The organism is Massilia sp. TSP1-1-2 (assembly GCF_049896185.1).
Lineage (GTDB): Bacteria > Pseudomonadota > Gammaproteobacteria > Burkholderiales > Burkholderiaceae_D > Telluria_A.
In genome coordinates, this window is the sequence record NZ_JAFCTU010000025.1 from 22,443 (window position 1) to 47,724 (window position 25,282).

A 25,282-nucleotide genomic window follows, 5' to 3' on the forward strand; every position below is an offset into this window, starting at 1 on the left:
CGGCGTTTTTGACAGTCAGCCGTGTTCGCTTCGGCCAGCCGCGGCGGGCTGATAGCGGCCGGGCGCGAGCAAGCCCTGCGGATCAAGCGCTTCCTTGATCCGCGCGACGGTCTTCCAGTAGACGTCGGCATGCGGATCGAGCTCGGCCATCGACTGATTGCCGACCCGGTACGGGATATACCCTTCGGCCATGCACAGCGCAAACACCTCGTCGTAGCATTGCTTCGCGCGGGCCACGTCCTGCGCATCTTCCTTGTCGTAGCAAACCGTGATCACCGCGCCCAGCGCGCGCTCGTTGATCATGGAGAACGTCACAAACAGGTCGACCCCGTGCCGCTTGAAGATCGGCTCGACCAGCGCATGCAGGGCCAGCACATCGGCCCCGCGCGTGGGAAGGATGGGCGAGACCCACAACATGCCGCAGTTATCCAGCGCCGGGTTGGCCTGGCGCGGGAAATCGGCCGGCAGCCCGCCGCGCCGCTTCCAGTAGGCGCCCGCCAAAAAGCGCCCGTTCGGTATGCCACGGTTCATGGCGAACAGCGCTTCGCCGAACGCGACCTGGCCGCGCATCCGCTTGCCTGCCGCCGTCTGGCCCAGCACGCGTGCCAGCAGCGCGCCCATGCGCAGCTTGCGCTCGTCGATGAAGCGCGTCTTGGCGGCCGTGCGTTTGAGCGCACTTTTCAGTGCCGCGCGCGCCGCCGCGACCTGTGCGGCACTGCCCGTCAGCGCGCCCGACACCGCCCACGCGCCCACCCCGGCCAGCTCGCGCATCTGCGCGCGCAGCGCCTCGGGTACGCTGGAGGCGCCACCGGCGAGCTCGCGCGGAAAGAGCTGGCCGCCCGACAAGACCCGCAGGTCGTTGCCAATGTGAACGATCGAGCGCAGCGTGCCATCCATGCGCAAGGGCCGCAGCGCATCGATCACGGGGCCGATGTCTTCGTGCCGCGCAACGGTGCACAGGAAGTGGTTCAGGCAGGCGGCCTGGGGCATCAGCCACAACCCGATCTGGGTCACGATGCCCAGGTTTGACTGGGTGAATATGCCGTCGAGAAACGGGCCCACGCCGTACGGGAAGATATGGGTGGCGCGCGCTTTCGGGTAGTGGCCAAAGCCGGTCTGCAGCACGTCGCCATTGGCCAGTACCACCTGCATGCCCGAGACGTGCTGCAAGCGGTTGCCGTAGGGCGAGTGGCCGAAGCCGCGCTCGAGAATATTGCCCATCAGGCTAGTGTCCGGGCCGGCGCCGGTGCAGTCCATCCACAGGTTCAGGCCTTGGTCGCGCAGGTAGTCCGACAGTTGCTGCTGCGTGACGCCCGGTTCGATCACGGCATACGCCAGTTCGGCGTCGACCTTGATGATGCGGTTCATCCGCGAAAGCTCGACAATAAGCTGGCCGTTGCCCACCGCGCAGGCATCGCCATAGCCCCAGTTACGCCCGGTACTGACGGGGTAAAGCGCAATGCCGTGCGCGGCGGCCAGGCGCACCAGCGCCACCACTTCGGCGTGCCCGCCGGGGTAGACCACGGCCAGCGCTCGCGTGCTGCGCGACGCGGTGCTGCGCGCGTAGCGTTCGAGCGTGAGCTCGTCGGACAGGACATACCCGGGGCCGACGATGTCGCGCATGGCGCGGAGCAGCGGTGCATGCCTTTCAGTGCCGGGCAGGTCGCTAGCGGGCTCGATGGGGCTGGCGTCCTGGTGCTGGTCTGCAGGGGCGGCGGTGGTGGTCATGGCGGTCATGGCGGTCAATTCCGGCCGGTCATGAGGCGCGAGGTGATGCCCGGTTCATCCCAGATGGGGAAAAAATACGGATAGAACGAGCGCTCTTCGCCGTGCTGCTCCATCAGGCCGCCCCACTTGCGGATCATGGCGCCCATCTCCGACAGCGGCAGGCGCAGCAGCACGGCCGGCGCGCCCACGCGCGTGCACTGGCGCTCCTCGCCGAAATCGGAAAAGCCCAGCATCCGTTTGTAGAACATCACGTGGCGCGGGTTGACCTCGATCACATAGTCGGTGTAGCCATGGATGTTGTGCGCGTAAATATATGAAATATGGATCAGCGAGGCGAACACGCGCTTGGTGACGCCCTTGTCGATGGCCAGGCGCGACGGCTCGCACAGGCGCCGCCCCTGCAGGCGCAAGCCTTCGAGCTTGTCGCCAAAGTTTTCGTCGGCCGGCAGCGTTGTTTCGCTGTCCAGGCACAGGCTCATCGTCCCCACCACCACGCCGCCCGTTTCTGCATACAGGGTGATCTTGTTCGCTTCGTGCGGCTCATTGGCGTCGACCGAATAGCCGCGCCAGCCGTACATCTTGCGAATCAAGAGACTGGCCGCTTCCCGGCGACCGGCCGAGTTTGCCATCCTGATATGAAACACCTGGAGGTCCAATGGATGGTCCAGGTCTGGCGGCGTACCGCTTTCGCCGATGCACAAATCGCGCATTCCGGTGGGCGATGCGAACGTGGCGATGGCGAGATCCTCTTTGATCATGTTGTCTTCCTTCCAGGTGAGCGTTTTAGCACCGCTTGCCGGCGCGAACGATATGTTGTCAAGGTCAGACCGGCCCATCCGTACGGAAGTTCCCCTGTGGCGAGCTTCTACTATTGCGCGTGAACAAATTGGCAGCGTCGAAAAAATTGGCAGCGGCCCCGCCGGGGCGGCGTTGGCGTCTGGAATTCTTTGTAAGGTTATGATTTTTAAGGAAAAAATGGACTGGCATGGATGCTGCATAGAGACAGTCGCGGCGGCCTGATGTGCGCCCCAAGCTTTCTCGTTATTTATCCCCACCGGAGATCGATCCATGAAACTTTCACGCAAAACCTTGGTCATGTCGGCTGCGCTGGCCACCTTGTCCGTCGGCCTGATGGGCAACGCCCGCGCCGATGCCTTCGCCCAGTCCATCCTTACCATCAACAACTTCCGCCTGCTGCACGCCGACGGCTCCGCTTATGTGCCGGCTGACTTCGACGTGCTCGACGGCGTCAATTCAGCCCATGCGCGCGCCAGCCTGAACGGCGTCACCTCGGTCGCTACGCCGCAGGATTTTTCCATCCTGTCGGGCCTCAATCCCGACGTCGCCCACCAGTTCGTCGGCTTGCCCAATCCACCGCGCGGCGAAAACGACTACACCCCGTTTCCCTCGCCGCCACCGGTGCCGGGCACTTTCGGCTACGCCGACCAGTTCCTGACCGGCAGCGCCATCGCCGTTGGCGGTCGGCCTGCCGGCGCTACCGCGCAAACGCGCGCCGACGCTTCGCTGCAATCGGCAGGCTCCGCTTCGGGCGACTCCGACGTTGGCACCTCGACCACGTTCAGTTTCACCATGGGCGACGCCGACACCATGACGTTCGCCTTTGACGCCACCCCGTTCACCCAGGCCTACACCACCGCCGGCCCCGTCACCAACGCCATCGCACGTTTGTCGTGGAGCTTGAATATTGTCAATCTGACCACAGGCGCGCTGGTACTGTCCTACCAGCCGGGCGCGCTCAATGGCGACGCCAACGTCAGCCGCACCGGCACCTTTGCCGGCCTGTCCACCTACAACCCCGGCAGCGGCTTTTTCACCACCACCACCCCGCTGCTCAACGGCGAGGACACCTATCAGCTGACGGTGCAGCACAACACGCTGGCCAATGCGCTGCAGGGCGCAAGCGTGCCTGAACCTGGCACCTTGGCCATCTTCGGCCTAGGCTTGCTGGGCATGACGGCCTTCAAGCGCCGCCGCAGCGCCTAAGCGCGCAGTGAGCAGTACCCGTCCGCGCTGTGCGTGGACGGGGTATCTGACGACATCGTGGCCCAAGCGGACGTGGCCACGCCAGGGCGTTCGATTCCGTGTTGCGGTTTGGGCCTGCTGGGGATGCGAGCGCCAGATTGCCGCTGGAAGCCCTGATGCCACTGCCAGCCAGTAGGCATTTTCACCCGGCCAGGGCGCGCACTGTCCGGGATTTTTTTCTTGGCGAACGCTGCGCCGTGGTCGAGGAAAAAGCCTTTTGACGGTAATCAACGGCCCCGTGACTAGCAATATTTCCTGGTTTCTACGGCCATATAATCGGATGGGTAGCGAAGTCCCTTCGCGCTTCGAACCGCTGCATGACAAACGGAGAACCGCACGATATGGAGGACCTCATCAGCCAGTTGCTTTCACACGTGCGCGGCATCTGGAAACACCGCTGGTACGCGATCGCCATCATGTGGATGGTTGCCGTGGCCGGCTGGGCAACCGTCTTCACGCTGCCCAACGACTACCAGACCAGCGCGCGCGTGTATGTGGACACGCAAAGCATCCTGAAACCCCTGTTGGCCGGCATGACCAGCATGCCCAATGTCGAAGAACAAGTGTCGATCATGAGCCGTACGCTGCTCAGCCGACCCAATCTTGAGCGCATCATGCGCATGACCGACATGGACGTGCAGGCGACGACGCCGCGCCAAAAGGAGGAGTTGGTCGCCCAGCTCATGGCCAATATCAAGATTACCGGCACTAACACCCACGACATCTACACCATCAGCTACGCCAACAAGAACCCCAAGCTGGTGCGCGACGTGGTGCAGTCGCTGCTGACCATCTTTGTCGAAGGCAGTTTCAAGGGCAAGAAGAACGATTCGCAGCAGGCTGTCCAGTTCATCGACGAACAAATCAACAGCTACGAGCAGCGCCTGGTGGCGGCCGAGAACTCGGTCAAGCAATTCAAGCTGCGCAACGCCGGGCTGTTGCCGCGCCTGGGCGCCGATTACAGCGCCCAGCTCGCTGCAGCTGCCGACGCGCTCGGCACGGCGCGCCTCGAACTGGCCGAGGCCGAACAGACGCGCCAGGCCATCGCTGCCCAGATCCGCGGCGACGCCCCCAAGCGTGGCGGCAAGGTGCGCATCAATAATCCAGAGCTCGACGCCCGCATCGACACGGTCAACAAGAATCTCGACATGCTGCGCCTGCAATACACGGAGCAGCATCCCGACATCGTCGCCGCCCGCCGCCTGCTCGGCCAGCTCGAAGCGCGCAAGGTCGAGGAAAGCCGGCATCCGCTGTCCGACAGCGACCCGGGCCGCAACTACAGTCCCATGCTACAGCAGCTCAAGGTGGCGCTGACCGAGGCCGACGCCCGGATCGCGGCTATCCGCGTGCGGGTGCTCGAATACAGCGCGCGCCATGCCCGCCTTGAAGAGCAAAGCCGCGCGGTGCCCGAAGTGGAGTCGCAATTGTCCCAGCTCAACCGCGACTACGAGATCAACAAAGACAACTATCAAAAGCTGATCAGCAAGCGCGAGGCGGCCAAGCTGTCGGGCGAACTGAGTTCCACCACCGAAATGATGACGTTCAAGATCATTGATCCGCCTACGTTGCCGGTCACCCCGTCCGGCCCCAACCGCCCCTTCCTGTACTCGATGGTCATGCTGGCCGCACTGGGCGCGGGCGCCTTTGCCGCCCTCCTGATCAGCCAAGCCCGGCCCACCTTCGCCGGCCCGGGCATGATGCGCGAGCTGACCGGGCTCAACGTGCTCGGTACCGTGTCGATGAACTGGACCGCAGCCGAGCAGCGCCGCCGCCGCCGCGGCCAGTACCTGCTCGGCCTGTCATTTTCCACGCTGCTGCTGGTGTACGGCAGCGTGCTGGCATCTTCCCTCATCATTACTTAAGCGCCGAGGTACATTATGGACATTCCCGGGCCCCAAGCGAGCGCCTCGTTGCAACTGGTGGCGCCGGGCGAACCCGACCACTTGCGTTACGTCGACATCAACCTGGCGCGCTTGCACCAGATGGGCATGGTCACCCACGACGCCGGGCGCACCAACGCCGCCGAAGATTTTCGTATCATCAAGCGCCCATTATTGCGCAACGCGCAAGGGGCGATCAGCAGCGGCCTGAAAAACGGCAACCTGATCGTTGTCACCAGCGCCTTGCCGGGCGAAGGAAAGACCCATTGCGCCGTCAACCTGGCCATGAGCATTGCCATGGAAAAAGACCACACGGTGCTGCTGGTCGACGCCGACGTGGCCCGGCCCTCGGTGCTGCGGGTGCTGGGCGTGCCGGCCGCGCCCGGGCTGATGGATGTGCTGCTCGACGACACCACCGGCCTGGCCGACGTCATTTTGCGCACCAATATTCCCACGCTCAGCCTGCTGCCAGCGGGGCGCAACAACAAGCATGCCACCGAACTGCTGGCCAGCCAGACAATGAGCGCCCTGCTCGACGAGATCGCCACGCGCTACCCCGAGCGCATCGTCATCTTCGATTCGCCGCCCCTGCTGCTGACCTCGGAAGCGAGCGTGCTGGCAGCGCAAATGGGCCAGGTCGTCATGGTCATCGAGGCGGAAACGACGACCCAGCGCGAAGTGCGCGAAGCATTGCGGCGTCTGGACAACTGCCCGCGCGTGGACTTGATCTGCAACAAGGCGCGCGCCTTTGCCGGCGACTACCACGGCTACTACGACTGAACGGCAGGCACGCATCGGCACAGGATTCATCGGGCGCGGCCCTCCCGCAGCGCCGTCTTTCACTCGGAGTGACACCATGACAGTCTCAGAACAGCCGCGCCTGATCGTGCATCTGGTCCAGCAGCTTGACGTCGGCGGCCTCGAAAACGGGCTCATCAACCTGATCCGCCACATGCCCGCCGAGCGCTACCGGCACGCGATTGTCTGCCTGAAAGATTATTCCGCGTACCACGCCCACATCAAGTCGCGCGGGGTGGAAATCATCAGCTTGAACAAGCGCGAAGGCAAAGATTTTGGCCACTACCTGCGCATGTTCCGCACCCTGCGCGCCTTGCAGCCTGACCTGATCCACACGCGGAACCTGTGCGGTATCGAAGGCCAGCTGGTGGCCGCGCTGGCCGGCGTCAAGCTGCGCGTGCACGGCGAACACGGGCGCGACATGAGCGACCTGTACGGCAAGCGCCTCAAGTACCGCTTGCTGCGTTTGCTGTTGCGCCCGCTCATCGGCCACTTCATTGCCGTCAGCAGCGACCTGGAGGAATGGCTGATCGACAGTGTGGGCGCCGAGCCCGAGCGGGTCTCGCAAATTTCAAATGGCGTTGACAGCGTCCAATTCCACCCGCGCCTGGGTCCCCCGGCGTCGGTCGGCCCGGCCGGCTTCATGCAGGACAATGCCTTTGTGATTGGCAGTGTCGGTCGCATGGATGAGGTGAAAGATTATCCGACGCTAGTTGAAGCCTTCCTGCGCCTGATCGCGTCGCCCCATCCGGCGCACCAGCGCATGCGTCTGTTAATCATCGGCGACGGCCCGCAACGCGCCGCCTGCCTCGACATGCTGGTGCGCGCCGGCGCCGCCCACCGCGCCTGGTTGCCGGGCGAGCGCACCGACATCGCGCAGATGCTGCGCGCCATGGACCTGTTCGTCCTGCCGTCGCTGGCCGAAGGCAGCTCCAACACCATCCTCGAAGCGATGGCGACAGGGTTGCCGGTGGTAGCCACTGCCGTGGGCGGCAATCCGGTGCTGGTGCATTCGGGATTTACCGGTATCTTGGTGCCGCCGCGCACGCCCGACCTGATGGCCGCCGCGATCGCCGATTATTGTCGCATTCCGGAAATGGGCGCGCGCCACGGCATGCGGGCGCGCAGCCAGGTCATCGCGCGCTACAGCCTGCCTGAAATGGCGCGCGGTTACACGGCCGTATACGACGCTTTGACGGGCCAAGCCTCACCGTGCCAGGGGGGGCAAAACACACCACCGGCGTGACGGCGCCGCCGGGCCGGCTGCTTGCACGGACCTGACTCACAACGCCACCGCCTTGCTGTCGACAAGACCGGCATAACAGGCGGCCAGTTGCCCGGCGGCGCGCTCCCAGGTGTAAGGGCGCACCAGGTCGCGCACGCTGGAGCGTGCCGGCGGCGCGGCGATCAATTCCAGCAGGGCCTGCTTTTGCGCGGCAGCATCGCTCCATGCCACTTGACGCAGCGCAAAGCCGCCTTCGGGCAAGTCCAGCACGCTCGACGAGCTCATCACCACGGGAGTACCGGCGGCCAGCGTATCGAACACCGTGCGCGCGCAGCCGTCGCCCTGGCATGGCAACACCAGCACCGACGCGGCCGCGTAGGCGCTGGCCAGCATGTTGGGGTCGTGTTTCAAGCCGCCCAGGCAGGTCACGCCGCGCACCGCGCGCAGCTGGCGCAAATAGTCCTGGTCGCGCTCGCGCGCTTCGCCCAGCAATACGAACGGCAAGGCCAGCTCGGCGAGCACCTGAGCCATGCCAAGCTGGTTCTGGTAGGGCGAGATGGCGCCGGCCATCAGCACGAACGGGCCGGCAATGCCGGTGCGCAGACGAAACAGATCGCCGTCGGCGTCGAACAAATGCGCGCTTACACCGTTCGGAAACACGCGAATCTTGGCGCTGTCGATCAAAAAGCCTTCTTCGATCGCTTTCTTTTCATTTTCGCCCAGCGCCACGACGGCGCTGGCCAATTGCAGCGAACGCCGGGTCTGCGCGTAAGTACTTTGCACCGACCAGGCGGTCTGCTTGCCCATCTTGTGATCGGCCAGGCGCGCATGCTCGCCGCAGCTGCGGTCCCAGCCGGCCGAAATGAGGGGCGAGAGCACCACCGGCACGCCCAGTTCGGCCGCCGCTTCGACGATGCGATGGTTGCCGCCGCTGGCGGAAAAGACGTGGATCAGATCGTAGCTGTCAAGGTGGGTGGGGTCGGCGCCCACCAGCTCCACCGTCAGCGCGTTGCCGTCGACTTGCTGGAGTGCATTGAGCGCGCGCGTCGTTTCGCGTACCTGGACCTGCAGCGCGGCGTCGCGCTGGAACAGCATGGGATAGGAAAGAATACCGATACGCATGAAAGCCTCCGCAGCTGCACTGTCGTTCGCGCCACGGTCGGGGGCGCCCCGGATGCATGTCGGGCCAACATGAGAACGCTCAACAGCCGTGCCGCCGCGCCGGTCTAATATTGCCTCAACATAAGAATTAAGTGTACCGACGCCCCGTTCTTCATTCTTGACAGGAATCAAGACTTTCCCGCCAGAACCGCCGGCACCACGTCACGACAGGCCACGCCATGCAAGTACCGCTCTCGATCCTGATGTACCGGCGCGTAATCGCGCGCCCGGACCCACTATTTCCCGACATTATCGAGGCGGACCGCTTCGCCCAGCATTTGCGCTTGCTGCGGCGCTGGTTCCAGGTGTTGCCGCTCGAGCAAGCCGTGCGCCGCCTGAAGGAACGTTCCCTGCCTTCGCGCGCGGCCTGCATCACCTTCGATGGTGGCTACGCCGACCACGCCGACGTCGCACTGCCACTGCTGCAGCGCTTCGGCCTGCCAGCCACGTTTTTCGTCGCCACCGGCTACCTCGACGGCGGCTACAGCTGGACCGACGCCGTCATCGAACTGGTGCGCAATGCGCCCGGCCCGCGCCTGAACCTGGCGCGCTGCGGCTTTGGCGCCTACGATGTGGCGTGCCCCGTGCGCCGGCGCGCCGTGATCGACATGCTGCTCGCCGCGCTCGGCACGCTGCCGCCCGTCGAACGGCTCGAGCGGGTGCATGCGATGGCGCGCCGCACCACGCCCACCATGCTCAGTTCCGACCAGTTGATCGCCCTGCACCGGGCCGGCATGGATATCGGCGGTCACACCGTCAACCAGCATTCGCTGGCCACGCTGTCGAACGCGGAAGCGCGCGCCGAAATTGGCAATGGCCGCGCCCGGCTGGAAGAAATCGTGCAGGCACCGGTGCGCCTGTTTGCCTATCCGAACGGCAAACCGGGCGAAGACTTTGAAAAACGCCACGCCAACATGCTGCGCTCGGCCGGCTTCGACGCCGCCGTGACCACCGCCAGCGGCGCCGCGCGCGCCGATTGCGACCCGTATGAATTGCCGCGCTTTACGCCTTGGGACCGCAGCAGCGGCGGCTTTTTACTGCGCATGGGCAGCAACCTGCTCAGCGCCGCTTGAAGCGGGCAAGCCGCTCCCCATGCCGGGCTCAATTCACTCATTTGTATTGCTCGCTGCGCGCGCCGGGATGCTGCGTCAGCGCTGCATGCTCGCCTTCCCCCGCCGTGCCCGCCAACCGCCCCGGCAACAGCCATGTCTCGGTCTGCGGCAAGTGGCGGCGCAGCGCGTCCAGGGTCGGGCGCGGCAGCACGCCGCCCACGCTGATGATGTTGCGCAGCGCCTGCGCGCCGTGCCAGTCGAGCGCGGCCGCCTGCATCCACAGCCACGGCGCGGCCGCCACCATCGTCACGCCTTCGCGTCCGGCCAACTGTGGCACCTCGCGCGCGGGAATGTCGTTGACGAGCAGCGCGGTCCCGGCGCAACCGAAGCTGCAAGCCAGAAAGCCAAGGGCGCTCGCGCAAGACAGCGGCAGCAGGCACAGGTCGGCTTGCTGCGCCTGCCGGCCCAGCATCTCGCCCAGCCTGGCAGCGCCCTCGAGCACGCTGCGGTGGGACAGCATTGTCGCGCGCGGCTTGCCACTGGAGCCGCAACTGTATACCAGCGCCGCCATGCCGGTGTCCGCACCGCGCGCAGCTGCCAGCGGTGCGGCGTGGCGCAGGCAATCGTCCCACCCGAACACGGCCAGGCCCGGCACGGCCGCCCCCGCAGCCCCGGTTTGCAGCACGCAGCGCAAATCCGGGCAGCGCGCCAGTGCGTGGCTCAATGCCAGGCGCCGGGTCGGCGTTGTCACCAGCATGCGCGCTCCGCTGTCGCGCAGCACCAGGCCCGCCTGTTCGCTTTTGAGCATGGGATCGACCGGCACGAAGGCGGCGCCGGCGCCGAGCGCGCCGAACATAGCCAGCAGCGCTTCGGCCCGCTTGTCGAGCAGGACCGCGACCCGCTCGTCCCGCTTCAAACCGAGCGACAGGAAAGCTCGCGCCGCGCGCTCGACGCCCTGTGCCAGCTGGCCATAGGTAAGACGGCTTTGCTCGCAGCGCACGGCAAGCTGCTGCGGCTGCTTCCATGCGACATCCATGATCAGGTCGTGCAGTAGCGTCGCCATATTCCTCCTCCTATGACTGCGGGGAAAAGATCATGATTGGGACAAAGCGCACATCAACCCTTGATATAGCTCAATGAAGAGCGCTGCAGAAGCCCTTGCGCGCTGTCAATGTCACGCTGTTATCACAGGTATCTAATTGTTATGTATTAAGGATATCGTTCCTTGAACGCGGGTGGCGGCGTGTTGCCGCGCCAGCCGCACCGCCATTTTTCGGGTACCGGTCTTGGCCGGGCCCGTGCAGGAGAAGGTACAGCATGAACGCCCCGATGCCCTCCGCGCCCCGCGTGGAACCGTTTTTCTTCGACGCCGATCCAGGCACCCGCTTCAGCCTGTATCACGCGCCCGCCCCGCAAGTGCCGGCGCGCGGCGCCATCCTCTACGTGCACCCGTTCGCCGAAGAGCTCAACCGCTCGCGGCGCATGGCCGCCCTGATGTCGCGCCGCTTTGCCGCCATGGGCTTTGCCGTGCTGCAGATCGACCTGTTCGGCTGCGGCGACAGCTGCGGCGACTTCAACGCCGCGCGCTGGGAGCTGTGGAAGCGCGACCTTGACACCGCGCGCGCCTGGCTGGCCGAACGCAGCAGCGGGCCGATGCACGTCTGGGGCTTGCGCCTGGGCGGCCTGCTGGCGCTCGACTACGCCGTCACCTCGCCCGTGGACGGCGTGATCCTGTGGCAGCCCTTCCTCAACGGGCGCACCTGCGTCAACCAGTTCCTGCGCCAGCGCGCCGTGCCGGCCGACGCGCCGCGCGCACCCACCAGCGCGGCGCTGCGCAGCGAACTGGTGGCGCGCGGCCTGTTCGAAGTGGACGGCTACGAGCTGGCCGCGCCGCTGGCCCAGGCGATCGACGCCTGCGACGCCGCCGCGCTCGCGCTGCCCGCGTGCACCGTGCACTGGTTCGCAAGCGGCATTCCGGCGCCGGTCAGGCTGGCCGCGCGCGCGGCGCGCCTGCAGGAGCGCTGGGCCGAGCGCGGCATCACGCTGCACTTCCAGGCTCTTGAAGGCTTGCCTTTCTGGAGCGGCCAGTTCGCCGAGTGCGACGCGCTGCTCGACGCCACCAGCGCTGCCTTTGCCCTGCCCACGCCATGAATACTGAACAGCGCGCGCTCCAGTTCACCTGCCAGGCCAGCTCCCTGGTCGGCATCATCGACGTGCCCGAACGCCCCATCGGGCGCGGCGTGCTGGTCGTCTCGGGCGGCCCGCAATACCGGGTTGGCAGCCACCGCCACTACGCGCTCATGGCGCGCCTGCTTGCCCCGCGCGGCATTCCCGTGATGCGCTTCGACTACCGCGGCATGGGCGACAGCGAAGGCGAAGCGCGCGCCTTTGGCGCCATCGACGACGATATCCGCGCCGCGATCAAGGAATTTTTTATGCAGATGCCCGAACTGCACGAAGTAGTTTTGTGGGGTCTGGGCGACGGCGCCACCGCCGCCGCGCTGTACGCGCACACCGATGCGCGGGTGCGCGGCCTGGTGCTGCTCAACCCGTGGGCGGGCGGCGCGGGCGGGGCGCCCCAGGGGCCGCTGCTGCCGCAGTTGCTCTCGCGCTTTGGCGAAATCGGCTTCTGGAAAAAAGTCGGCAGCCGCCATGCGGTCGCGGTCGACACCGACATGCCGCTCCCGCAGCGCATCATCGCCAGCCTGGCCTGCTTCGACGGCGCCGCGCTGGTGGTCGTCGGCGGCGCCGACACCATTGGGCGCGAATTTGTCGACCTGATGGAGCGCAACGACACCGCCTGCCGCCGCGTCACGATCGCCGGCGCCAACCACACCTTCGCCAGCCGCGAATGGCGCGACGAAGTGGCCGAACTGTCGGCCAACTGGATCGTGTCCTGGTAAGCTGTCCGCTGCACGCTCAAGGTGCGATCCTGATCCCGTGATGGTGCATCAGGTCGTACAGCGTCGGGCGGCTCACGCCGAGCAGCTCGGCCGCCTTCACGATCGAACCGTCGGCGCGCGCCAGCGCCAGGACCATCACCTTGTACTCGGCCGCATCGCGCGCCTGGCGCAGGTTGACCGGGGCGTCGAACTGCTGCGCGCTGGCCAGGCCCAGGTCGGCCGCGCTGATCTGCGGCCCGTCGCACATGATCACCGCGCGCTTGATGCAGTTTTCCAGTTCCCGCACATTGCCCGGCCAGCCATGCTGCTCGATGGCGATCAGCGCGTCGTCGGCAAAGCTGAGCGTAGCGCGCCCTTCGGCCACGCAGGACCGGTTTTTAAAGTGATGCGCGAGCAAAATGGCGTCGCCCACGCGCTCGCGCAGCGGCGGAATCGGCAGCACGATTTCACTGAGCCGGTAGTACAGGTCTTCGCGAAAGCGCCCCTCGCGCACCAGCGCTTTCAAGTCCTGGTGGGTGGCGCACACGATGCGCGCGTCGATGGCAATTTCCACCCGCCCGCCGATGCGCTCGATCACGCGCTCCTGCACAAAGCGCAGCAGCTTGGCCTGCAGCGCCATCGCCATGTCGCCGATCTCGTCGAGGAAAAACGTGCCGCCCTGCGCCATTTCGATCTTGCCCAGCGTTTGCTGGCCGGCGCCGGTAAAGGCGCCCTTCTCATGCCCGAACAGTTCACTTTCCAGCAGATCGGCGGGAATGGCCGCGCAGTTGATCGCCACGAAACGGTGTTCGCTGCGCGCGCTCAATTGGTGCAGCGCGCGCGCGAACAGTTCCTTGCCGCTGCCCGAGTCGCCCAGCAGCATGACGGTCGCCGACGACGGCGCCAGCTTTTCCACGTTGCGGCACAGCTTGAGGATGGCCGGGTCGCGGCTGACAATGCCGGCCAGCGGCGAATCAGCCTGGATCTGCAGCATGCGCGCATTTTCCTCCTGCATGGCATGCAGCACAAAGGCGCGCTCCACCACCAGTTTGAGCAGTTCCGGCTCGCACGGCTTCTGGTGGAAGTCGTAGGCGCCCATCGCCACCGCCTTGAGCGCGTTGGCGCGCTCCTGGTTGCCCGACAAGACGATCACCTTGGTGCCCGGCGCCGCCGCCAGCACCTGGGCCAGCGTGGCCAGGCCTTCGGAGGCGCCGTCCGGATCGGGCGGCAAGCCCAGGTCCATCGTCACCACCGCCGGCGCATGGCGCCGCAGCTGCGCCAGGGCGCTCTCGCGGTCGTCGGCGATGATCACTTCGTAGGCGTCGAAGCTCCAGCGCAGCTGCTTTTGCAGGCCCTTGTCGTCTTCCACGATCAACAGTTTTTTCTTGCCCATGCCAGACTCCTTGAATAATCAGTTAGCGGCTGCCCTTGCCCGTCAAGACCACCTGCACCGTATCGATCAGGATCAAAAGATCGAGGAACAGGCTGTTGTTCTTGACGTAGTACAGGTCGTACTGCAGCTTCTGGACCGCGTCTTCGAGCGAAGCGCCGTACTGGTAGCGCACCTGCGCCAGACCCGTCACGCCGGGCTTGATGCCATGCCTGACGTTGTAATACGGGACTTCCGCGATCAGCTGATCGACAAAATAGGCGCGCTCGGGGCGCGGCCCGACAAAGCTCATTTCGCCCTTGAACACATTGATCATCTGCGGCAGTTCATCGATGCGCAGCAGGCGCAGGATGCGCCCGACGCGCGTGACGCGCGGATCGTTCTCGGCGGCCCAGGTGGGCACGCCCTCTTCGGCGTTCTTGCGCATGCTGCGAAACTTGAGCACCTTGAAGATGCGCCCGTGCCGCCCCACCCGCTCCTGCTGGTAAAAGATCGGGCCGCCGTCGTCGAGCGCGATGGCGGCGGCGGCCAGCAGCAGCACCGGCAGGCTGGCCACGCTGACGGCCACGCTGGCCACCAGGTCGAAGATGCGCTTGACGCTGGCCCGATAAAAACTCTGGTCGAAGCCGCCGCCAAAAATCAGATAGCTCGGCTGCAGCGAATCGAGCCGGATCTGGCATGCCTCGCGCTCGAAAAACGTGGCCGCGTCGATCACGCGCACGCCGCGCAGCGCGCACGCGAGCAGCTCTTCGTTCGGAAAGGCACGGCTGCGCCGCTCGCCCAGCGTGACGACGATTTCGCTGGCCTCGTATTTTTGCGCCATCATCAACAGCGACTCGCCCATCGGCAGCAGATAAGAGTCGGGCACGCAGCTTGGCTCGCCATCGACGACCACGCAGCCGACCACCTTGAACTGATGAAAACCGAATTTGCTGCAGGCCAGGTCCAGGCATTCGCGCGCCATCTCGCCGCTGCCGATGAAGATCAGGCGCGCCTCGAGCAGCGCCGACTCGGCCGACTTGAACACCACCAGGCGCGTGAGAACGACGCCGGTGGCGCCCAATGCAAAAATCGCGCTGCTCATGCCGCGCCCGATGTACATGTCGGGGCGTACCGCGATCAGGGCGCTGAGCAGCGCAAAGCCGAGTGCAAATGAAGGCATGATCCGAAACAGCGTGGTGCGCATGCCTTCGCGCGCGCTGTGCTGGTACATGCCGAGCGCGCTCATGCTAAAAATGATGACGAGCGCGAAAGTGAGCGAGGAGAGGTACAAATTATCGGTGCGAAAGTGACCCTGGCCGTCGGAAACCCAGATCGCCGACGCGACGCTGACGGTCCCCAGCAGCATCACCAGCTCGAGCAGCAGCAGGATGAATGCCATTTTGGACACGTAATGATTAAAGATCCGTATCACGGCGCTCCAATGGCAAGGGGTTCGAACATGGCTCTTGCAGTGTGGCGCAGAAGGACACAACGGGCATTGACTGCGGACAAGATTAATTTGGTGTTTCCTCAAGGCCAGACGTGCGATTGGCAAATGGTCTATAGTGGAGCTTCCGCTATAAATTACTTGCCCATCATGAAATTTGACGTCGCTATCGTCGGCAGTGGCCTTGCCGGCCTCTCGGTCGCCCTCCATCTGGCGCAGACGCGCACCGTTGCCATCATCTCCAAGCGCGCCCTGCTCGACGGCGCCAGCAACTGGGCCCAGGGCGGCATCGCCGCGGTGCTCGATTCGGGCGACACGCACCAAAAGCACATCGACGACACGCTGGTTGCGGGCGGCGGCCTGTGCGACGAAGCGGCCACCCGCTTCATCATCGAACACGGGCGCGAAGCGATCGAATGGCTGATCGAACAAGGCGTGCCGTTCACCCGCGACGCCACCGCGGAACTCGGGTTTCACCTGACGCGCGAAGGGGGCCATAGCGAGCGGCGCATCATCCACGCGGCCGACGCCACCGGCCACGCAGTCCAGGTCACGCTCGAGCAAAAGGTGCGCGCCCACCCGAACATCACCATCTTTGAACAGCACTGCGCGATCGACGTCATCACCAGCGACAAACTGTCGGGCAAAGTGACCCATCCCGCGTCCAGCAATCCGAGCCAGCCGCATTGCTACGGCCTGTACGTGCAGGATGAAAAAACCGGCCAGGTACTCACCTTTGAAGCCGAGCACACCGTGCTGGCCACGGGCGGCGCCGGCAAGGTCTATTTGTATACCACCAACCCCGACACCGCCACCGGCGACGGCATCGCCATGGCATGGCGCGCCGGTTGCCGGGTGTCGAACATGGAATTCATCCAGTTCCACCCCACCTGCCTGTACCACCCGTACGCCAAGTCGTTCCTGATCACCGAAGCGATCCGCGGGGAAGGTGGCCTGCTCAAGCTGCCGCCCGAAGCGGGAGCGGCGGCCGGCACCCGCTTCATGCCGATGTACGACGAGCGCGGCGAACTGGCCCCGCGCGACGTGGTGGCGCGCGCGATCGACTTCGAGATGAAAAAACGCGGGCTCGATTATGTCAACCTCGACATCAGCCACCAGAGTCCTGAATTTTTAATGGAGCACTTCCCGACCATCTATGCGCGCTGCCTGGAACTGGGCATCGACATCACCACCGAGCCGATTCCCGTGGTGCCGGCGGTGCACTTTACCTGCGGCGGCGTGGTCACCGACCTGGCCGGCAGCACCGACGTGCCGGGCCTGTATGCGGTGGGCGAAGTGGCCTGCACCGGCCTGCACGGCGCCAACCGCCTGGCCAGCAATTCGCTGCTCGAATGCCTGGTCGTGGGGCGCGCCTGCGCGCTCGAAATCGCGGCCATGCCGCGCAAGGACATCCCTGCGCTGCCGGCCTGGGATGAAAGCCGGGTCACCAACGCCGACGAGGAAGTGGTCATCGCGCACAACTGGGACGAACTGCGCCGCTTCATGTGGAATTACGTGGGTATCGTGCGCACCAACAAGCGCCTCGAGCGCGCCCAGCACCGCATCGCGCTGCTCAAGGAAGAGATCGACGAGTACTACCGTAATTTCCGCATCACGCATGACCTGCTGGAGTTGCGCAACCTGGTTGACGTGGCCTCGCTGATCGTCAACAGCGCATTGAGCCGGCGCGAAAGCCGCGGCCTGCATTTCAGCCGCGACTATCCAAACACGCTGCCCAAGGCGCTGCCCAGCGTACTGACGCCGCCGCGCAGGTAAAACCCACGGTCCGCGCGCCCGCGCGCGGACGCTGCATCCAACCACTGCCCCGCATGACAGAGCGCCTCTCCCCTTCCACCATCACCTTGCTCACCATCCCGCCGCTGCTGTGGGCTGGCAACGCCATTGTCGGGCGCCTGGTGCGCACGGCCGTGCCGCCGATGACGCTCAACCTGCTACGCTGGAGCATTGCGCTGTTGATCCTGCTGCCGCTGGGCCGGCGCCTGTTGCGCCAGGATTCGGGCCTGTTGTCCAACTGGCGCCGCTACGCGCTACTGGGCCTGCTCGGGGTTGGCCTGTACAACTCCCTGCAGTACCTGGCGCTGCAAAGCTCCACCCCCATCAACGTCACTTTGGTCGCCGCCGGCATGCCAGTCTGGATGATGCTGGTCGGCGCCCTGTGCTTTGGCGTGCCCGCCACGCGCAAGCAGCTGGCCAGCGCCGCACTGTCGCTGGCCGGCGTGCTGCTGGTGCTGTGCCGCGGCCAACTGGACGTGCTGCTGGCCATGCGCCTGGTGCCGGGCGACGCCTACATGATCCTGGCCACCATCGCCTGGTCGTTCTACAGCTGGCTGCTGACCCAGCCGAAAGACCCGCCCGCCGAACGCGCCGACTGGGCCGCTTTCCTGCTGGCCCAAGTCGTCTACGGCGTGCTCTGGTCGGGCGCCTTTGCCGCCGGCGAGCATGCGCTGGGCGCGGCTCCCATTGCCTGGAGCTGGCCGGTCGTGGCCGCGCTGCTGTTTGTGGCCAGCGGCCCGGCCGTGATCGCGTTTCGCTGCTGGGGCGCGGGAGTGCAGCGCGCCGGCCCGGCCACCGGCGCCTTGTTCGTCAACCTCACGCCGTTGTTTACGGCGCTCCTGTCGGCGCTGTTTTTAGGCGAGCTGCCGCGTCTTTACCATGTCGTCGCCTTTGTCCTCATTGTCGGGGGCATCGTGCTTTCCACCCGCAGATCGCATAAAATCAGCGCATGACCGCGTCGCTTTCGCAACTTGCCGACTTCCTCGAACGCCACCGGCGCGTGCTGGTGCTGACCGGCGCGGGCATGAGCACCGCATCCGGCATTCCCGACTACCGCGACAAAGATGGCGTGCGGCGCGGCCAGGCACCGATGCAAGGCCATCAATTTCGCAAGCTCGACGCCGTGCGCCGCCGTTACTGGGCGCGCAGCATGGCCGGTTACCCCACGCTGGCGCGCGCCGAGCCGAATGCCGGCCACCGCGCGCTGGCGCAACTTGGCGCGGCGGGCCATATTGGCGAGCTGATGACGCAAAATGTCGATGGGCTGCACCAGCAAGCCGGCAGTTTCCATGTGCTTGAACTGCACGGCAGCATTCACCAGGTGGTCTGTCTGGACTGCCGCGCCGTGTTCGCGCGCGCCTTCGTGCAAGGCCAGCTGGTGGACGCCAATCCAGGGTTGGCCGGCATTGCCGCCCCGGCCGCGCCCGACGGCGACGCCCAGCATGAACCGGCCTCGCTGGAGGGCTTCAACATCCCCTGGTGCGTGGACTGCGGCGGCATGCTCAAGCCCGATGTCGTCTTTTTTGGCGACGGGGTGCCGGCCGATCGCAGCGCGCGCGCGCTGGCCCAGATGGACGACGCCGACGCGCTGCTGGTGGTGGGCTCCTCGCTGACGGTGTTTTCCGGCTTTCGCTTTTGCCGCATGGCCGCGCAGACAGGCAAGCCGATAGCCGCGGTCAACCTGGGCAAGACGCGCGCCGACGAGTTGCTGGCGCTCAAAATCGCGGATTCTGCCGAGCAGGTTCTGCCAGCGCTGGTGCAACTGCTGAACTAAGGTCCCTGGCGCCGGTCACACCTTATTATCGAGTGCGAGGGAGAACCGCAATGGCCTATCAAATCACGCAGTACCCCACCAAGACCATCCGGCTCGGGCAATGGGGGCCGCCGGCCCTGCTGGCCGCCGCCGGGCTGGCCGCGTCGTTCCTGTATGTGCGCAGCAAGGCGCAGGAGGCGGAAGCAGACAATCCCCCCAAGGGCCAATTCATCGACGTTGACGGCGTGCGCCTGCATTACCTTGAAAAAGGCAGCGGGCAGGTGGTGGTCATGCTGCACGGCAACGGGATCCTCGCCAACGATTTCGACACCAGCGGCCTGCTCGACGAAGCGGCCGGCAAGTACCGGGTGATCGCATTCGATCGCCCCGGCTACGGCTACAGCGAGCGCCCGCGCACCACGCTCTGGACCCCGGCTGCGCAGGCCAAGCTGATTCACAACGCCCTGCAGCAGATGGGCGTGGAGCAACCCATCGTGCTGGGCCATTCGTGGGGCACGCTGGTGGCGCTGTCGATGGCGCTCGACTTCCCCGACGACGTGCGCAGCCTGGTGCTGCTCTCGGGCTACTACTACCCCAGCCTGCGCCTTGATGCGCCCATGAGTGCGCCCCCGGCCATCCCCATCGTCGGCGACTTGCTGCGCTTTACAGTGGCGCCCCTGATCGGCCGCATGATCTGGCCGGCGCTGGTTAAGCGCATCTTCAGTCCCGTTGCCGTGCCTGACAGCTTTCGCGAATTGCCCGTCTGGATGATGCTGCGCCCGTCGCAACTGCGCGCCAGCGCCGCGGAAAGCGCGCTGATGGTGCCTTCGGCGCTGGTGCTCAGCCGGCGCTATGCAGAGCTCAAGATGCCGGTGATGATCGTCGCCGGCAACGAAGACAAAATTGCAAGCGCCGGCCATAACGCCGGGCGCCTGCACGACGCGCTGCCGCAAAGCAGCCTGCGACTGGCGCCCGGCCAGGGTCACATGGTGCATTACGCCGATGCGGACGATATCGTTTGCGGCATTGACGCCATGCAAGCCTTGCCCACGCCATCCATGAAGGAGCACGTCTTGAGTCGGGTGTAGCAGTTCGGCATCCTTGCGCTACAATCGTGCGACATAAAACAAGGCGTGAGGATAACGATGAAGGCGAAATGGATCGTGCCGGCGGCGCTGGCTTTGTTGTTGGCCGGCTGTACGGGCAAGCCGGAGAACGTGACGCCGGTGGATAATTTTGACGGGGCCAGGTACCTTGGCACGTGGTATGAGATCGCGCGCCTGGACCATTCCTTCGAGCGCGGCTTGAGCCAGGTGACGGCGCAGTACAACATGCGCGAGGACGGCGGCCTGAAAGTTATCAACCGGGGTTACAACGCCGGCAAGTCGGAATGGAAGCAAGCCGAGGGAAAGGCGTATTTTGTCGGGAAGCCGGACGTTGGCTACCTGAAGGTGTCGTTTTTTGGGCCGTTTTATGGCTCGTACATCGTGTTCGACCTGGACCAGCAGAATTACGGCTATTCGATGATCAGCGGCCCGGATACGTCATACCTGTGGATTTTATCGCGCACGCCGACCATGGACGACGCGACGAAAAAGCGCCTGGTCGACAAAGCGAAGGGGCTTGGGTTTGATACGTCGAAGCTGATTTATGTGGATCAGAGCCCTGGGGAGTCGAATAGCAAAAATAGCTCCAAGCCGTGAACCACAGCGTGCTCGCGCAGGAGGTTGGAGTTATGCTCACAAATACGACCGCGCTGCAGCGGGTGTGAACGTGCCGCAGCGAGAAGCGTAGGTCGGATAAGCGCTAGGCCTGGGCGGCCCCCTTATCCGACCTACCTCCCGCTGTAATTTCTACAATCTTTACCTGGCCGCGCCTCGCCAACCAATCAGTCAATAATCCGCAGCGAAAAATCCGTCGCCTTCACATCCTTGGTCAGGCTGCCGATCGAAATGCGATCCACGCCCGTCTCGGCAATCGCGCGCACGCTATCCAGGTTGACACCACCTGATGCTTCCAGCAGTGCCCGTCCCGCATTGATCGCAACGGCCTCGCGCATGGCCACCAGCTCAAAATTATCCAGCAGCACCGACTTGGCGCCAGCTCCCAGCGCTTCGGTCAACTGCGCCAGCGTCTCAACCTCGATCTGCACCGGCACGCCGGCATTGAGCGCAAAAGCAGCCGTGAGCGCATTGCTCACGCCATCGGCAGCCGCAATATGGTTTTCCTTGATCAGGATGCCGTCGAACAGCGCCATGCGCTGGTTCTGTCCGCCGCCCACGCGCACCGCGTATTTTTGCGCCTGGCGTAAACCCGGCAGCGTCTTGCGCGTGTCCAGGATGGCGGCCTTGGTGCCGGCCACCACATCGACAAACTTGCGCGTAGCCGTGGCCACGCCAGACATCAGCTGCATGAAATTGAGCGCACTGCGCTCGCCCGTCAACAAGGCGCGCGGCAAGCCTTCGATGGTGCAGACCACGCTGCCCGTTTTCATCATGTCGCCTTCGGCATACTGCCAGTCGACGACCGTATCGCGGTCCAGTGCGAGCATCACGCCTTCAAACCATGGCGCGCCGCACAGTACCGCGTCTTCGCGCACGATCACGCGGGCGCGTACCCGCTCGTCATTTGGTACCAATTTACCGGTCAGGTCGCCGTTGCCGACGTCTTCGAGCAAGGCGGCCAGCAGGTTGGCGTCAAACGCGGTTTGCAGGGCCGCGTCAAAGTCGGCATAGGGATTGCGCAAATTACTCATGCAGGACCAACTCCAGAAAACAGTGAACCTTCTTTGGCCAGCTCGCCGGTCGGCAAGGCCTTGGCCTTTTTCGCGGCCGCAAAGTCCAGCATGCGGTCGATGGCGCGCTTGGCCTCGCGCCCCACCTGCGGCTCGACATGGATTTCGTTGTCGAGGTTTTCAAGCACGTCGACCAGGTTCTGCAAGCCGTTCATCGCCATCCACGGGCAGTGCGCGCAGCTCTTGCAGGTCGCACTGTTGCCGGCGGTGGGCGCGTCGATAAACACCTTGCCCGGCGCCGCAGCGCGCATCTTGTGCAAAATGCCGTTGTCGGTGGCGACGATAAAGGTGGTGGCATCCATCGTTTGCGCGGCGTTGATCAGCTGCGTGGTCGAGCCGACAGCGTCGGCCAGGGCCACCACGTTGGCCGGCGACTCCGGGTGCACCAGTACTTTGGCGCCTGGATTTTCGGCCATCATCAGTTCAAGTTCGACCGCCTTGAATTCGTCATGCACCAGGCACGAACCCTGCCACAGCAGCATGTCGGCGCCGGTCATTTTCTGGATATAGGAACCCAGGTGGCGGTCCGGCGCCCACAGGATTTTTTTGCCTTCGGCGTGCAGGTGCGCGACGATATCCAGGCCAATCGACGACGTCACCATCCAGTCGGCGCGCGCCTTGACGGCGGCGCTGGTGTTGGCGTAGACGACTACGGTGCGGTCGGGATGGGCGTCGCAAAAGGCGGCGAATTCGTCGGCCGGGCAGCCCAGGTCGAGCGAACAGGTCGCGTCCAGGTCGGGCATGAGGATGGTCTTTTCAGGGCTGAGGATCTTGGCCGTTTCGCCCATGAAGCGCACGCCCGCCACCACCAGCGTTTTGGCCGGATGGTCGCGCCCGAAGCGCGCCATTTCCAGCGAGTCGGACACGCAGCCGCCGGTTTCCTCGGCCAGATCCTGCAGGTCGCCGTCCACGTAATAGTGGGCAACGAGCACCGCCTCGCGCTCCTTGAGCAAACGCTTGATGCGCTCCTTGAGCGCGATCTTCTCTTGCGCCGAGGGCGTGGCCGGAGCGCGCGCCCAGGCCTGCGCGGTGCAGCTTGCGCCGTCCACCGGATGGTCGTATTCGACGCTTTTGATCGGTAAAATATTCATGACGATACTATCTCACAAGGCCGAAAAGTTTGCAGAGACCACGCTGAACCCGACAATTATTCGATGCCCTGGCTGGTCAGGTAATCTTCGTAATTGCCACGGAAGTCGGTGATGCCGTCTTCCTTGATTTCCAGGATGCGGTTGGCCAGCGAGGAGACAAATTCGCGGTCATGCGAGACAAAGATCAGCGTGCCGGTGTACTTTTCGAGCGCGATGTTAAGCGACTCGATCGACTCCATGTCCATGTGGTTGGTCGGCTCGTCAAGCAGCATGACGTTGTGCCGGCCCAGCATCAGCTTACCGTACATCATGCGGCCTTTTTCACCACCCGACAGCACGCTGACCGACTTCTTGACGTCGTCGCCGCCAAACAGCAAGCGTCCCAGGATAGAGCGCACGGCCTGGTCGTCGTCACCTTCCTTGGTCCACTGGCCGATCCAGTCGGTCAGCACGGCGCCGCTGGCGAATTCTTCGGTCGGGTCTTGCGGCATGTAGCCGACGTTCGCATTCTCGGCCCACTTGACGCGGCCGGTGTCGAGCGCCATGCCGGTCAGCTCGGCGCCGATGGCGCGCAGCAGCGTGGTCTTGCCCGCGCCGTTGGCGCCGATGATCGCAATGCGCTCGCCCGCTTCCACCATGATGGAAAAATTCTTGAACAGCTGCTTGTCGTACTTTTTGGAGATGCCTTCAACTTCCACCGCCAGGCGGTGCAGCTTTTTTTCCGCTTCAAAGCGCACGAACGGATAGGCGCGCGAGGACGGCTTGATGTCGTCGACCTTGATCTTTTCAATCTGCTTGGCGCGCGACGTGGCCTGGCGCGCCTTGGACTTGTTGGCGGCAAAGCGGCGCACGAAGTCCTGCAGTTCGGCGACCTTTTCCTTGGCCTTGGCGTTGTTGGACAATTGCTGGTTGCGCGCCTGGGTGGAGGCGAACATGTACTCGTCGTAGTTGCCCGGGTAGACCTTGAGCGTGCCGTAATCCATGTCGGCCACGTGGGTGCAGACCTGGTTGAGGAAGTGGCGATCGTGTGAAATGATGATCATCGTCGAGTTGCGGTCGTTGAGCACATCCTCGAGCCAGCGAATCGTGTTGATGTCCAGGTTGTTGGTCGGCTCGTCGAGCAGCAGGATGTCCGGGTTCGAAAACAGCGCCTGCGCCAGCAGCACGCGCAGCTTCCAGCCAGGAGCAACTGCGCTCATCGGGCCCGCGTGCTGGTCGATCGAGACGCCCGCGCCCAGCAGCAGTTCGCCGGCGCGCGCTTCGGCCGAGTAACCGTCGTATTCGGCCACTTTGCTTTCCAGTTCGGCCGCGTGCATGTAGTCGTCGTCGGTCGCCTCGGGGTTGGCGTAGATCGCGTCGCGCTCCGAAATGGCGTTCCACAGTTCGGTGTGGCCCATCATGACCACGTCGAGCACGCGCATGTCTTCAAACGCGAACTGGTCCTGGCGCAGTTTGCCCAGGCGCTCGTTCGTGTCAAGCATGACGGTGCCGCCCGACGGATCAAGGTCGCCGCCGAGAATTTTCATGAAGGTCGATTTGCCGCAGCCGTTGGCGCCGATCAGACCATAGCGGTTGCCATCGCCGAACTTGACGGAGATGTTTTCAAACAGCGGCTTGGCGCCGAATTGCATTGTAATGTTAGCGGTCGAGAGCACGAGTAAAGCCTTTAATAGCGGATTTGATTAACCGGCTATTTTACCACTGTGCAGACAGAGCGGCGGAAGGGGCGCAAAAAGTCTACGGCGTGGCGGCAGCGGCGGCCATGGCCACCAATTTTGCCACGGTGTTCATGTTGCGCGCCGTACCCACCTCGGCGCCGGGCACCTTCAGTTTGGAGTCGGCCATGCCATCGCCGTAATGGACGTAGACTTCGCGCTTGCCCAAGGCAAGCTCTTCCGACTTTTGGCCCGACACTTTGTCGGCCGTATCGGGTGCCGGCGCCCGGTCCATGAAAATGGCCACCGTACGGTTTGGTGGTGCCTTGGGGAAAGGGTTGGCGGCCAGCACGGCAGCCATTTCTTCTGCGCTACGCACCAGCACCAAAACCGGCCTGCCGGCATAGGCGAGCAAGGCCTTTTCCAGCGCCGCCTTGACCTGCGCCTCGGACGCGCCGCTGTCAAACACCACATTGCCGCTGGCAATATAGGTCTTAACCTTGGTAAAGCCCGCCTTCTCGCACATGCTGGTCAACTCGGTCATCGGCAGCTTGCCGGTGCCGCCAACGTTCACGGCGCGTAACAGGGCGATATATATGGGCATGGC

Annotated in this window: 22 protein-coding genes; 12 read left to right on the top strand and 10 right to left on the bottom strand. The window is 64.6% G+C overall.

Translation table 11 applies throughout. The annotated features are described in order from the left end of the window. Positions 1-15: 15 nt before the first annotated feature. Entirely contained in the window at positions 16-1,737 is a 1,722-nt protein-coding gene (locus ACP7BV_RS19425) for an FAD-binding oxidoreductase (protein WP_426106139.1), read from the bottom strand. Between the two features lie 5 nt (positions 1,738-1,742). Continuing rightward, complete coding sequence (locus tag ACP7BV_RS19430; protein WP_426106140.1) at positions 1,743-2,486, bottom strand: N-acyl amino acid synthase FeeM domain-containing protein; 744 nt, start codon at positions 2,484-2,486, stop codon at positions 1,743-1,745. 310 nt (positions 2,487-2,796) lie between these two features. Between ACP7BV_RS19430 and ACP7BV_RS19435 the strand changes: the two genes are divergently transcribed. The 4 genes from ACP7BV_RS19435 to ACP7BV_RS19450 all read left to right on the top strand — a co-directional run bounded on the left by ACP7BV_RS19435 (position 2,797) and on the right by ACP7BV_RS19450 (position 7,695). Next, positions 2,797-3,732 (top strand): EDSAP-1 family PEP-CTERM protein, encoded by a 936-nt coding sequence (locus ACP7BV_RS19435; RefSeq protein WP_426106141.1) that lies wholly within the window; start codon positions 2,797-2,799, stop codon positions 3,730-3,732. Between the two features lie 356 nt (positions 3,733-4,088). Beyond that, on the top strand, positions 4,089-5,633 hold the full coding sequence (locus tag ACP7BV_RS19440) for an XrtA system polysaccharide chain length determinant (protein ID WP_426106142.1): 1,545 nt from the start codon (positions 4,089-4,091) through the stop codon (positions 5,631-5,633). A 15-nt stretch (positions 5,634-5,648) separates the two neighbouring features. After that, complete coding sequence (locus ACP7BV_RS19445; RefSeq protein WP_426106143.1) at positions 5,649-6,431, top strand: XrtA-associated tyrosine autokinase; 783 nt, start codon at positions 5,649-5,651, stop codon at positions 6,429-6,431. A gap of 76 nt (positions 6,432-6,507) precedes the next feature. Beyond that, positions 6,508-7,695: a TIGR03088 family PEP-CTERM/XrtA system glycosyltransferase gene (locus ACP7BV_RS19450; RefSeq protein ID WP_426106145.1), complete on the top strand. Its 1,188-nt coding sequence runs from the start codon at positions 6,508-6,510 to the stop codon at positions 7,693-7,695. Positions 7,696-7,731: 36 nt separating this feature from the next. Here the strand turns inward: ACP7BV_RS19450 and ACP7BV_RS19455 are convergent, their stop codons facing one another. Next, positions 7,732-8,796: a glycosyltransferase family 4 protein gene (locus tag ACP7BV_RS19455; protein WP_426106146.1), complete on the bottom strand. Its 1,065-nt coding sequence runs from the start codon at positions 8,794-8,796 to the stop codon at positions 7,732-7,734. A gap of 218 nt (positions 8,797-9,014) precedes the next feature. Here ACP7BV_RS19455 and ACP7BV_RS19460 point away from each other — a divergent pair, with 218 nt between their 5' ends. Further along, complete coding sequence (locus ACP7BV_RS19460; RefSeq protein ID WP_426106147.1) at positions 9,015-9,908, top strand: polysaccharide deacetylase family protein; 894 nt, start codon at positions 9,015-9,017, stop codon at positions 9,906-9,908. A 37-nt stretch (positions 9,909-9,945) separates the two neighbouring features. Here ACP7BV_RS19460 and ACP7BV_RS19465 read toward each other — a convergent pair whose 3' ends face one another. Beyond that, complete coding sequence (locus tag ACP7BV_RS19465) at positions 9,946-10,950, bottom strand: AMP-binding protein (RefSeq protein WP_426106148.1); 1,005 nt, start codon at positions 10,948-10,950, stop codon at positions 9,946-9,948. 254 nt (positions 10,951-11,204) lie between these two features. On the opposite strand from ACP7BV_RS19465, the gene ACP7BV_RS19470 reads away from it, so the two are divergent. Next, positions 11,205-12,038, top strand: a complete 834-nt coding sequence (locus ACP7BV_RS19470; RefSeq protein ID WP_426106149.1) for a hydrolase 2, exosortase A system-associated — start codon at positions 11,205-11,207, stop codon at positions 12,036-12,038. Continuing rightward, positions 12,035-12,790: a hydrolase 1, exosortase A system-associated gene (locus tag ACP7BV_RS19475; protein ID WP_426106150.1), complete on the top strand. Its 756-nt coding sequence runs from the start codon at positions 12,035-12,037 to the stop codon at positions 12,788-12,790. The genes ACP7BV_RS19470 and ACP7BV_RS19475 overlap by 4 nt, the downstream gene beginning before the upstream one ends. A gap of 16 nt (positions 12,791-12,806) precedes the next feature. On the opposite strand, the gene prsR is transcribed toward ACP7BV_RS19475, so the two are convergent. Together prsR and ACP7BV_RS19485 are read right to left on the bottom strand one after the other, a co-directional pair. Continuing rightward, positions 12,807-14,162, bottom strand: coding sequence for a PEP-CTERM-box response regulator transcription factor (prsR, locus tag ACP7BV_RS19480; RefSeq protein ID WP_426106152.1), 1,356 nt, complete (start codon positions 14,160-14,162; stop codon positions 12,807-12,809). A 22-nt stretch (positions 14,163-14,184) separates the two neighbouring features. Further along, positions 14,185-15,540, bottom strand: coding sequence for a TIGR03013 family XrtA/PEP-CTERM system glycosyltransferase (locus tag ACP7BV_RS19485; RefSeq protein ID WP_426106153.1), 1,356 nt, complete (start codon positions 15,538-15,540; stop codon positions 14,185-14,187). 198 nt (positions 15,541-15,738) lie between these two features. Between ACP7BV_RS19485 and nadB the strand changes: the two genes are divergently transcribed. Genes nadB through ACP7BV_RS19510 form a run of 5 tightly spaced genes read left to right on the top strand, consistent with a single transcriptional unit; the run spans position 15,739 to position 20,838 of the window. Further along, on the top strand, positions 15,739-17,364 hold the full coding sequence (gene nadB / locus ACP7BV_RS19490) for an L-aspartate oxidase (protein WP_426106154.1): 1,626 nt from the start codon (positions 15,739-15,741) through the stop codon (positions 17,362-17,364). 53 nt (positions 17,365-17,417) lie between these two features. Beyond that, positions 17,418-18,335, top strand: coding sequence for a DMT family transporter (locus ACP7BV_RS19495; protein WP_426106155.1), 918 nt, complete (start codon positions 17,418-17,420; stop codon positions 18,333-18,335). Then, positions 18,332-19,156 carry an NAD-dependent protein deacetylase gene (locus tag ACP7BV_RS19500; protein WP_426106156.1) on the top strand — a complete coding sequence of 275 codons (825 nt, stop codon included), beginning with the start codon at positions 18,332-18,334 and terminating at the stop codon, positions 19,154-19,156. Before ACP7BV_RS19495 ends, ACP7BV_RS19500 begins: the two co-directional genes overlap by 4 nt. Positions 19,157-19,206: 50 nt before the next feature. Continuing rightward, positions 19,207-20,223: an alpha/beta fold hydrolase gene (locus ACP7BV_RS19505; RefSeq protein ID WP_426106157.1), complete on the top strand. Its 1,017-nt coding sequence runs from the start codon at positions 19,207-19,209 to the stop codon at positions 20,221-20,223. A gap of 57 nt (positions 20,224-20,280) precedes the next feature. Then, a complete protein-coding gene (locus ACP7BV_RS19510) occupies positions 20,281-20,838 on the top strand; it encodes a lipocalin family protein (protein WP_426106158.1) in 558 nt (185 codons plus the stop codon). 185 nt (positions 20,839-21,023) lie between these two features. Here ACP7BV_RS19510 and nadC read toward each other — a convergent pair whose 3' ends face one another. The 4 genes from nadC to ACP7BV_RS19530 form a co-directional block, all read right to left on the bottom strand. Next, positions 21,024-21,890, bottom strand: coding sequence for a carboxylating nicotinate-nucleotide diphosphorylase (gene nadC, locus ACP7BV_RS19515; RefSeq protein ID WP_426106160.1), 867 nt, complete (start codon positions 21,888-21,890; stop codon positions 21,024-21,026). Continuing rightward, positions 21,887-23,020, bottom strand: a complete 1,134-nt coding sequence (gene nadA / locus ACP7BV_RS19520) for a quinolinate synthase NadA (RefSeq protein ID WP_426106161.1) — start codon at positions 23,018-23,020, stop codon at positions 21,887-21,889. The genes nadC and nadA overlap by 4 nt, the downstream gene beginning before the upstream one ends. Before the next feature lie 56 nt (positions 23,021-23,076). Then, positions 23,077-24,675: an ABC-F family ATPase gene (locus tag ACP7BV_RS19525; protein WP_426106162.1), complete on the bottom strand. Its 1,599-nt coding sequence runs from the start codon at positions 24,673-24,675 to the stop codon at positions 23,077-23,079. A gap of 82 nt (positions 24,676-24,757) precedes the next feature. Continuing rightward, positions 24,758-25,279 (bottom strand): DUF1697 domain-containing protein, encoded by a 522-nt coding sequence (locus ACP7BV_RS19530; protein WP_426106163.1) that lies wholly within the window; start codon positions 25,277-25,279, stop codon positions 24,758-24,760. Positions 25,280-25,282: the final 3 nt, after the last annotated feature.

Coding starts and splice junctions, on each gene's coding strand:
- ACP7BV_RS19510 (WP_426106158.1), top strand. CDS start 20,281: ATGAAGGCGAAATGGATCGTGCCGGCGGCGCTGGCTTTGTTGTTGGCC.
- nadC (WP_426106160.1), bottom strand. CDS start 21,890: ATGAGTAATTTGCGCAATCCCTATGCCGACTTTGACGCGGCCCTGCAA.
- ACP7BV_RS19430 (WP_426106140.1), bottom strand. CDS start 2,486: ATGATCAAAGAGGATCTCGCCATCGCCACGTTCGCATCGCCCACCGGA.
- ACP7BV_RS19465 (WP_426106148.1), bottom strand. CDS start 10,950: ATGGCGACGCTACTGCACGACCTGATCATGGATGTCGCATGGAAGCAG.
- ACP7BV_RS19495 (WP_426106155.1), top strand. CDS start 17,418: ATGACAGAGCGCCTCTCCCCTTCCACCATCACCTTGCTCACCATCCCG.
- ACP7BV_RS19500 (WP_426106156.1), top strand. CDS start 18,332: ATGACCGCGTCGCTTTCGCAACTTGCCGACTTCCTCGAACGCCACCGG.
- ACP7BV_RS19460 (WP_426106147.1), top strand. CDS start 9,015: ATGCAAGTACCGCTCTCGATCCTGATGTACCGGCGCGTAATCGCGCGC.
- prsR (WP_426106152.1), bottom strand. CDS start 14,162: ATGGGCAAGAAAAAACTGTTGATCGTGGAAGACGACAAGGGCCTGCAA.
- ACP7BV_RS19470 (WP_426106149.1), top strand. CDS start 11,205: ATGAACGCCCCGATGCCCTCCGCGCCCCGCGTGGAACCGTTTTTCTTC.
- ACP7BV_RS19455 (WP_426106146.1), bottom strand. CDS start 8,796: ATGCGTATCGGTATTCTTTCCTATCCCATGCTGTTCCAGCGCGACGCC.
- ACP7BV_RS19445 (WP_426106143.1), top strand. CDS start 5,649: ATGGACATTCCCGGGCCCCAAGCGAGCGCCTCGTTGCAACTGGTGGCG.
- ACP7BV_RS19505 (WP_426106157.1), top strand. CDS start 19,207: ATGGCCTATCAAATCACGCAGTACCCCACCAAGACCATCCGGCTCGGG.
- ACP7BV_RS19425 (WP_426106139.1), bottom strand. CDS start 1,737: ATGACCGCCATGACCACCACCGCCGCCCCTGCAGACCAGCACCAGGAC.
- ACP7BV_RS19440 (WP_426106142.1), top strand. CDS start 4,089: ATGACAAACGGAGAACCGCACGATATGGAGGACCTCATCAGCCAGTTG.
- nadA (WP_426106161.1), bottom strand. CDS start 23,020: ATGAATATTTTACCGATCAAAAGCGTCGAATACGACCATCCGGTGGAC.
- nadB (WP_426106154.1), top strand. CDS start 15,739: ATGAAATTTGACGTCGCTATCGTCGGCAGTGGCCTTGCCGGCCTCTCG.
- ACP7BV_RS19530 (WP_426106163.1), bottom strand. CDS start 25,279: ATGCCCATATATATCGCCCTGTTACGCGCCGTGAACGTTGGCGGCACC.
- ACP7BV_RS19475 (WP_426106150.1), top strand. CDS start 12,035: ATGAATACTGAACAGCGCGCGCTCCAGTTCACCTGCCAGGCCAGCTCC.
- ACP7BV_RS19435 (WP_426106141.1), top strand. CDS start 2,797: ATGAAACTTTCACGCAAAACCTTGGTCATGTCGGCTGCGCTGGCCACC.
- ACP7BV_RS19485 (WP_426106153.1), bottom strand. CDS start 15,540: ATGGCATTCATCCTGCTGCTGCTCGAGCTGGTGATGCTGCTGGGGACC.
- ACP7BV_RS19450 (WP_426106145.1), top strand. CDS start 6,508: ATGACAGTCTCAGAACAGCCGCGCCTGATCGTGCATCTGGTCCAGCAG.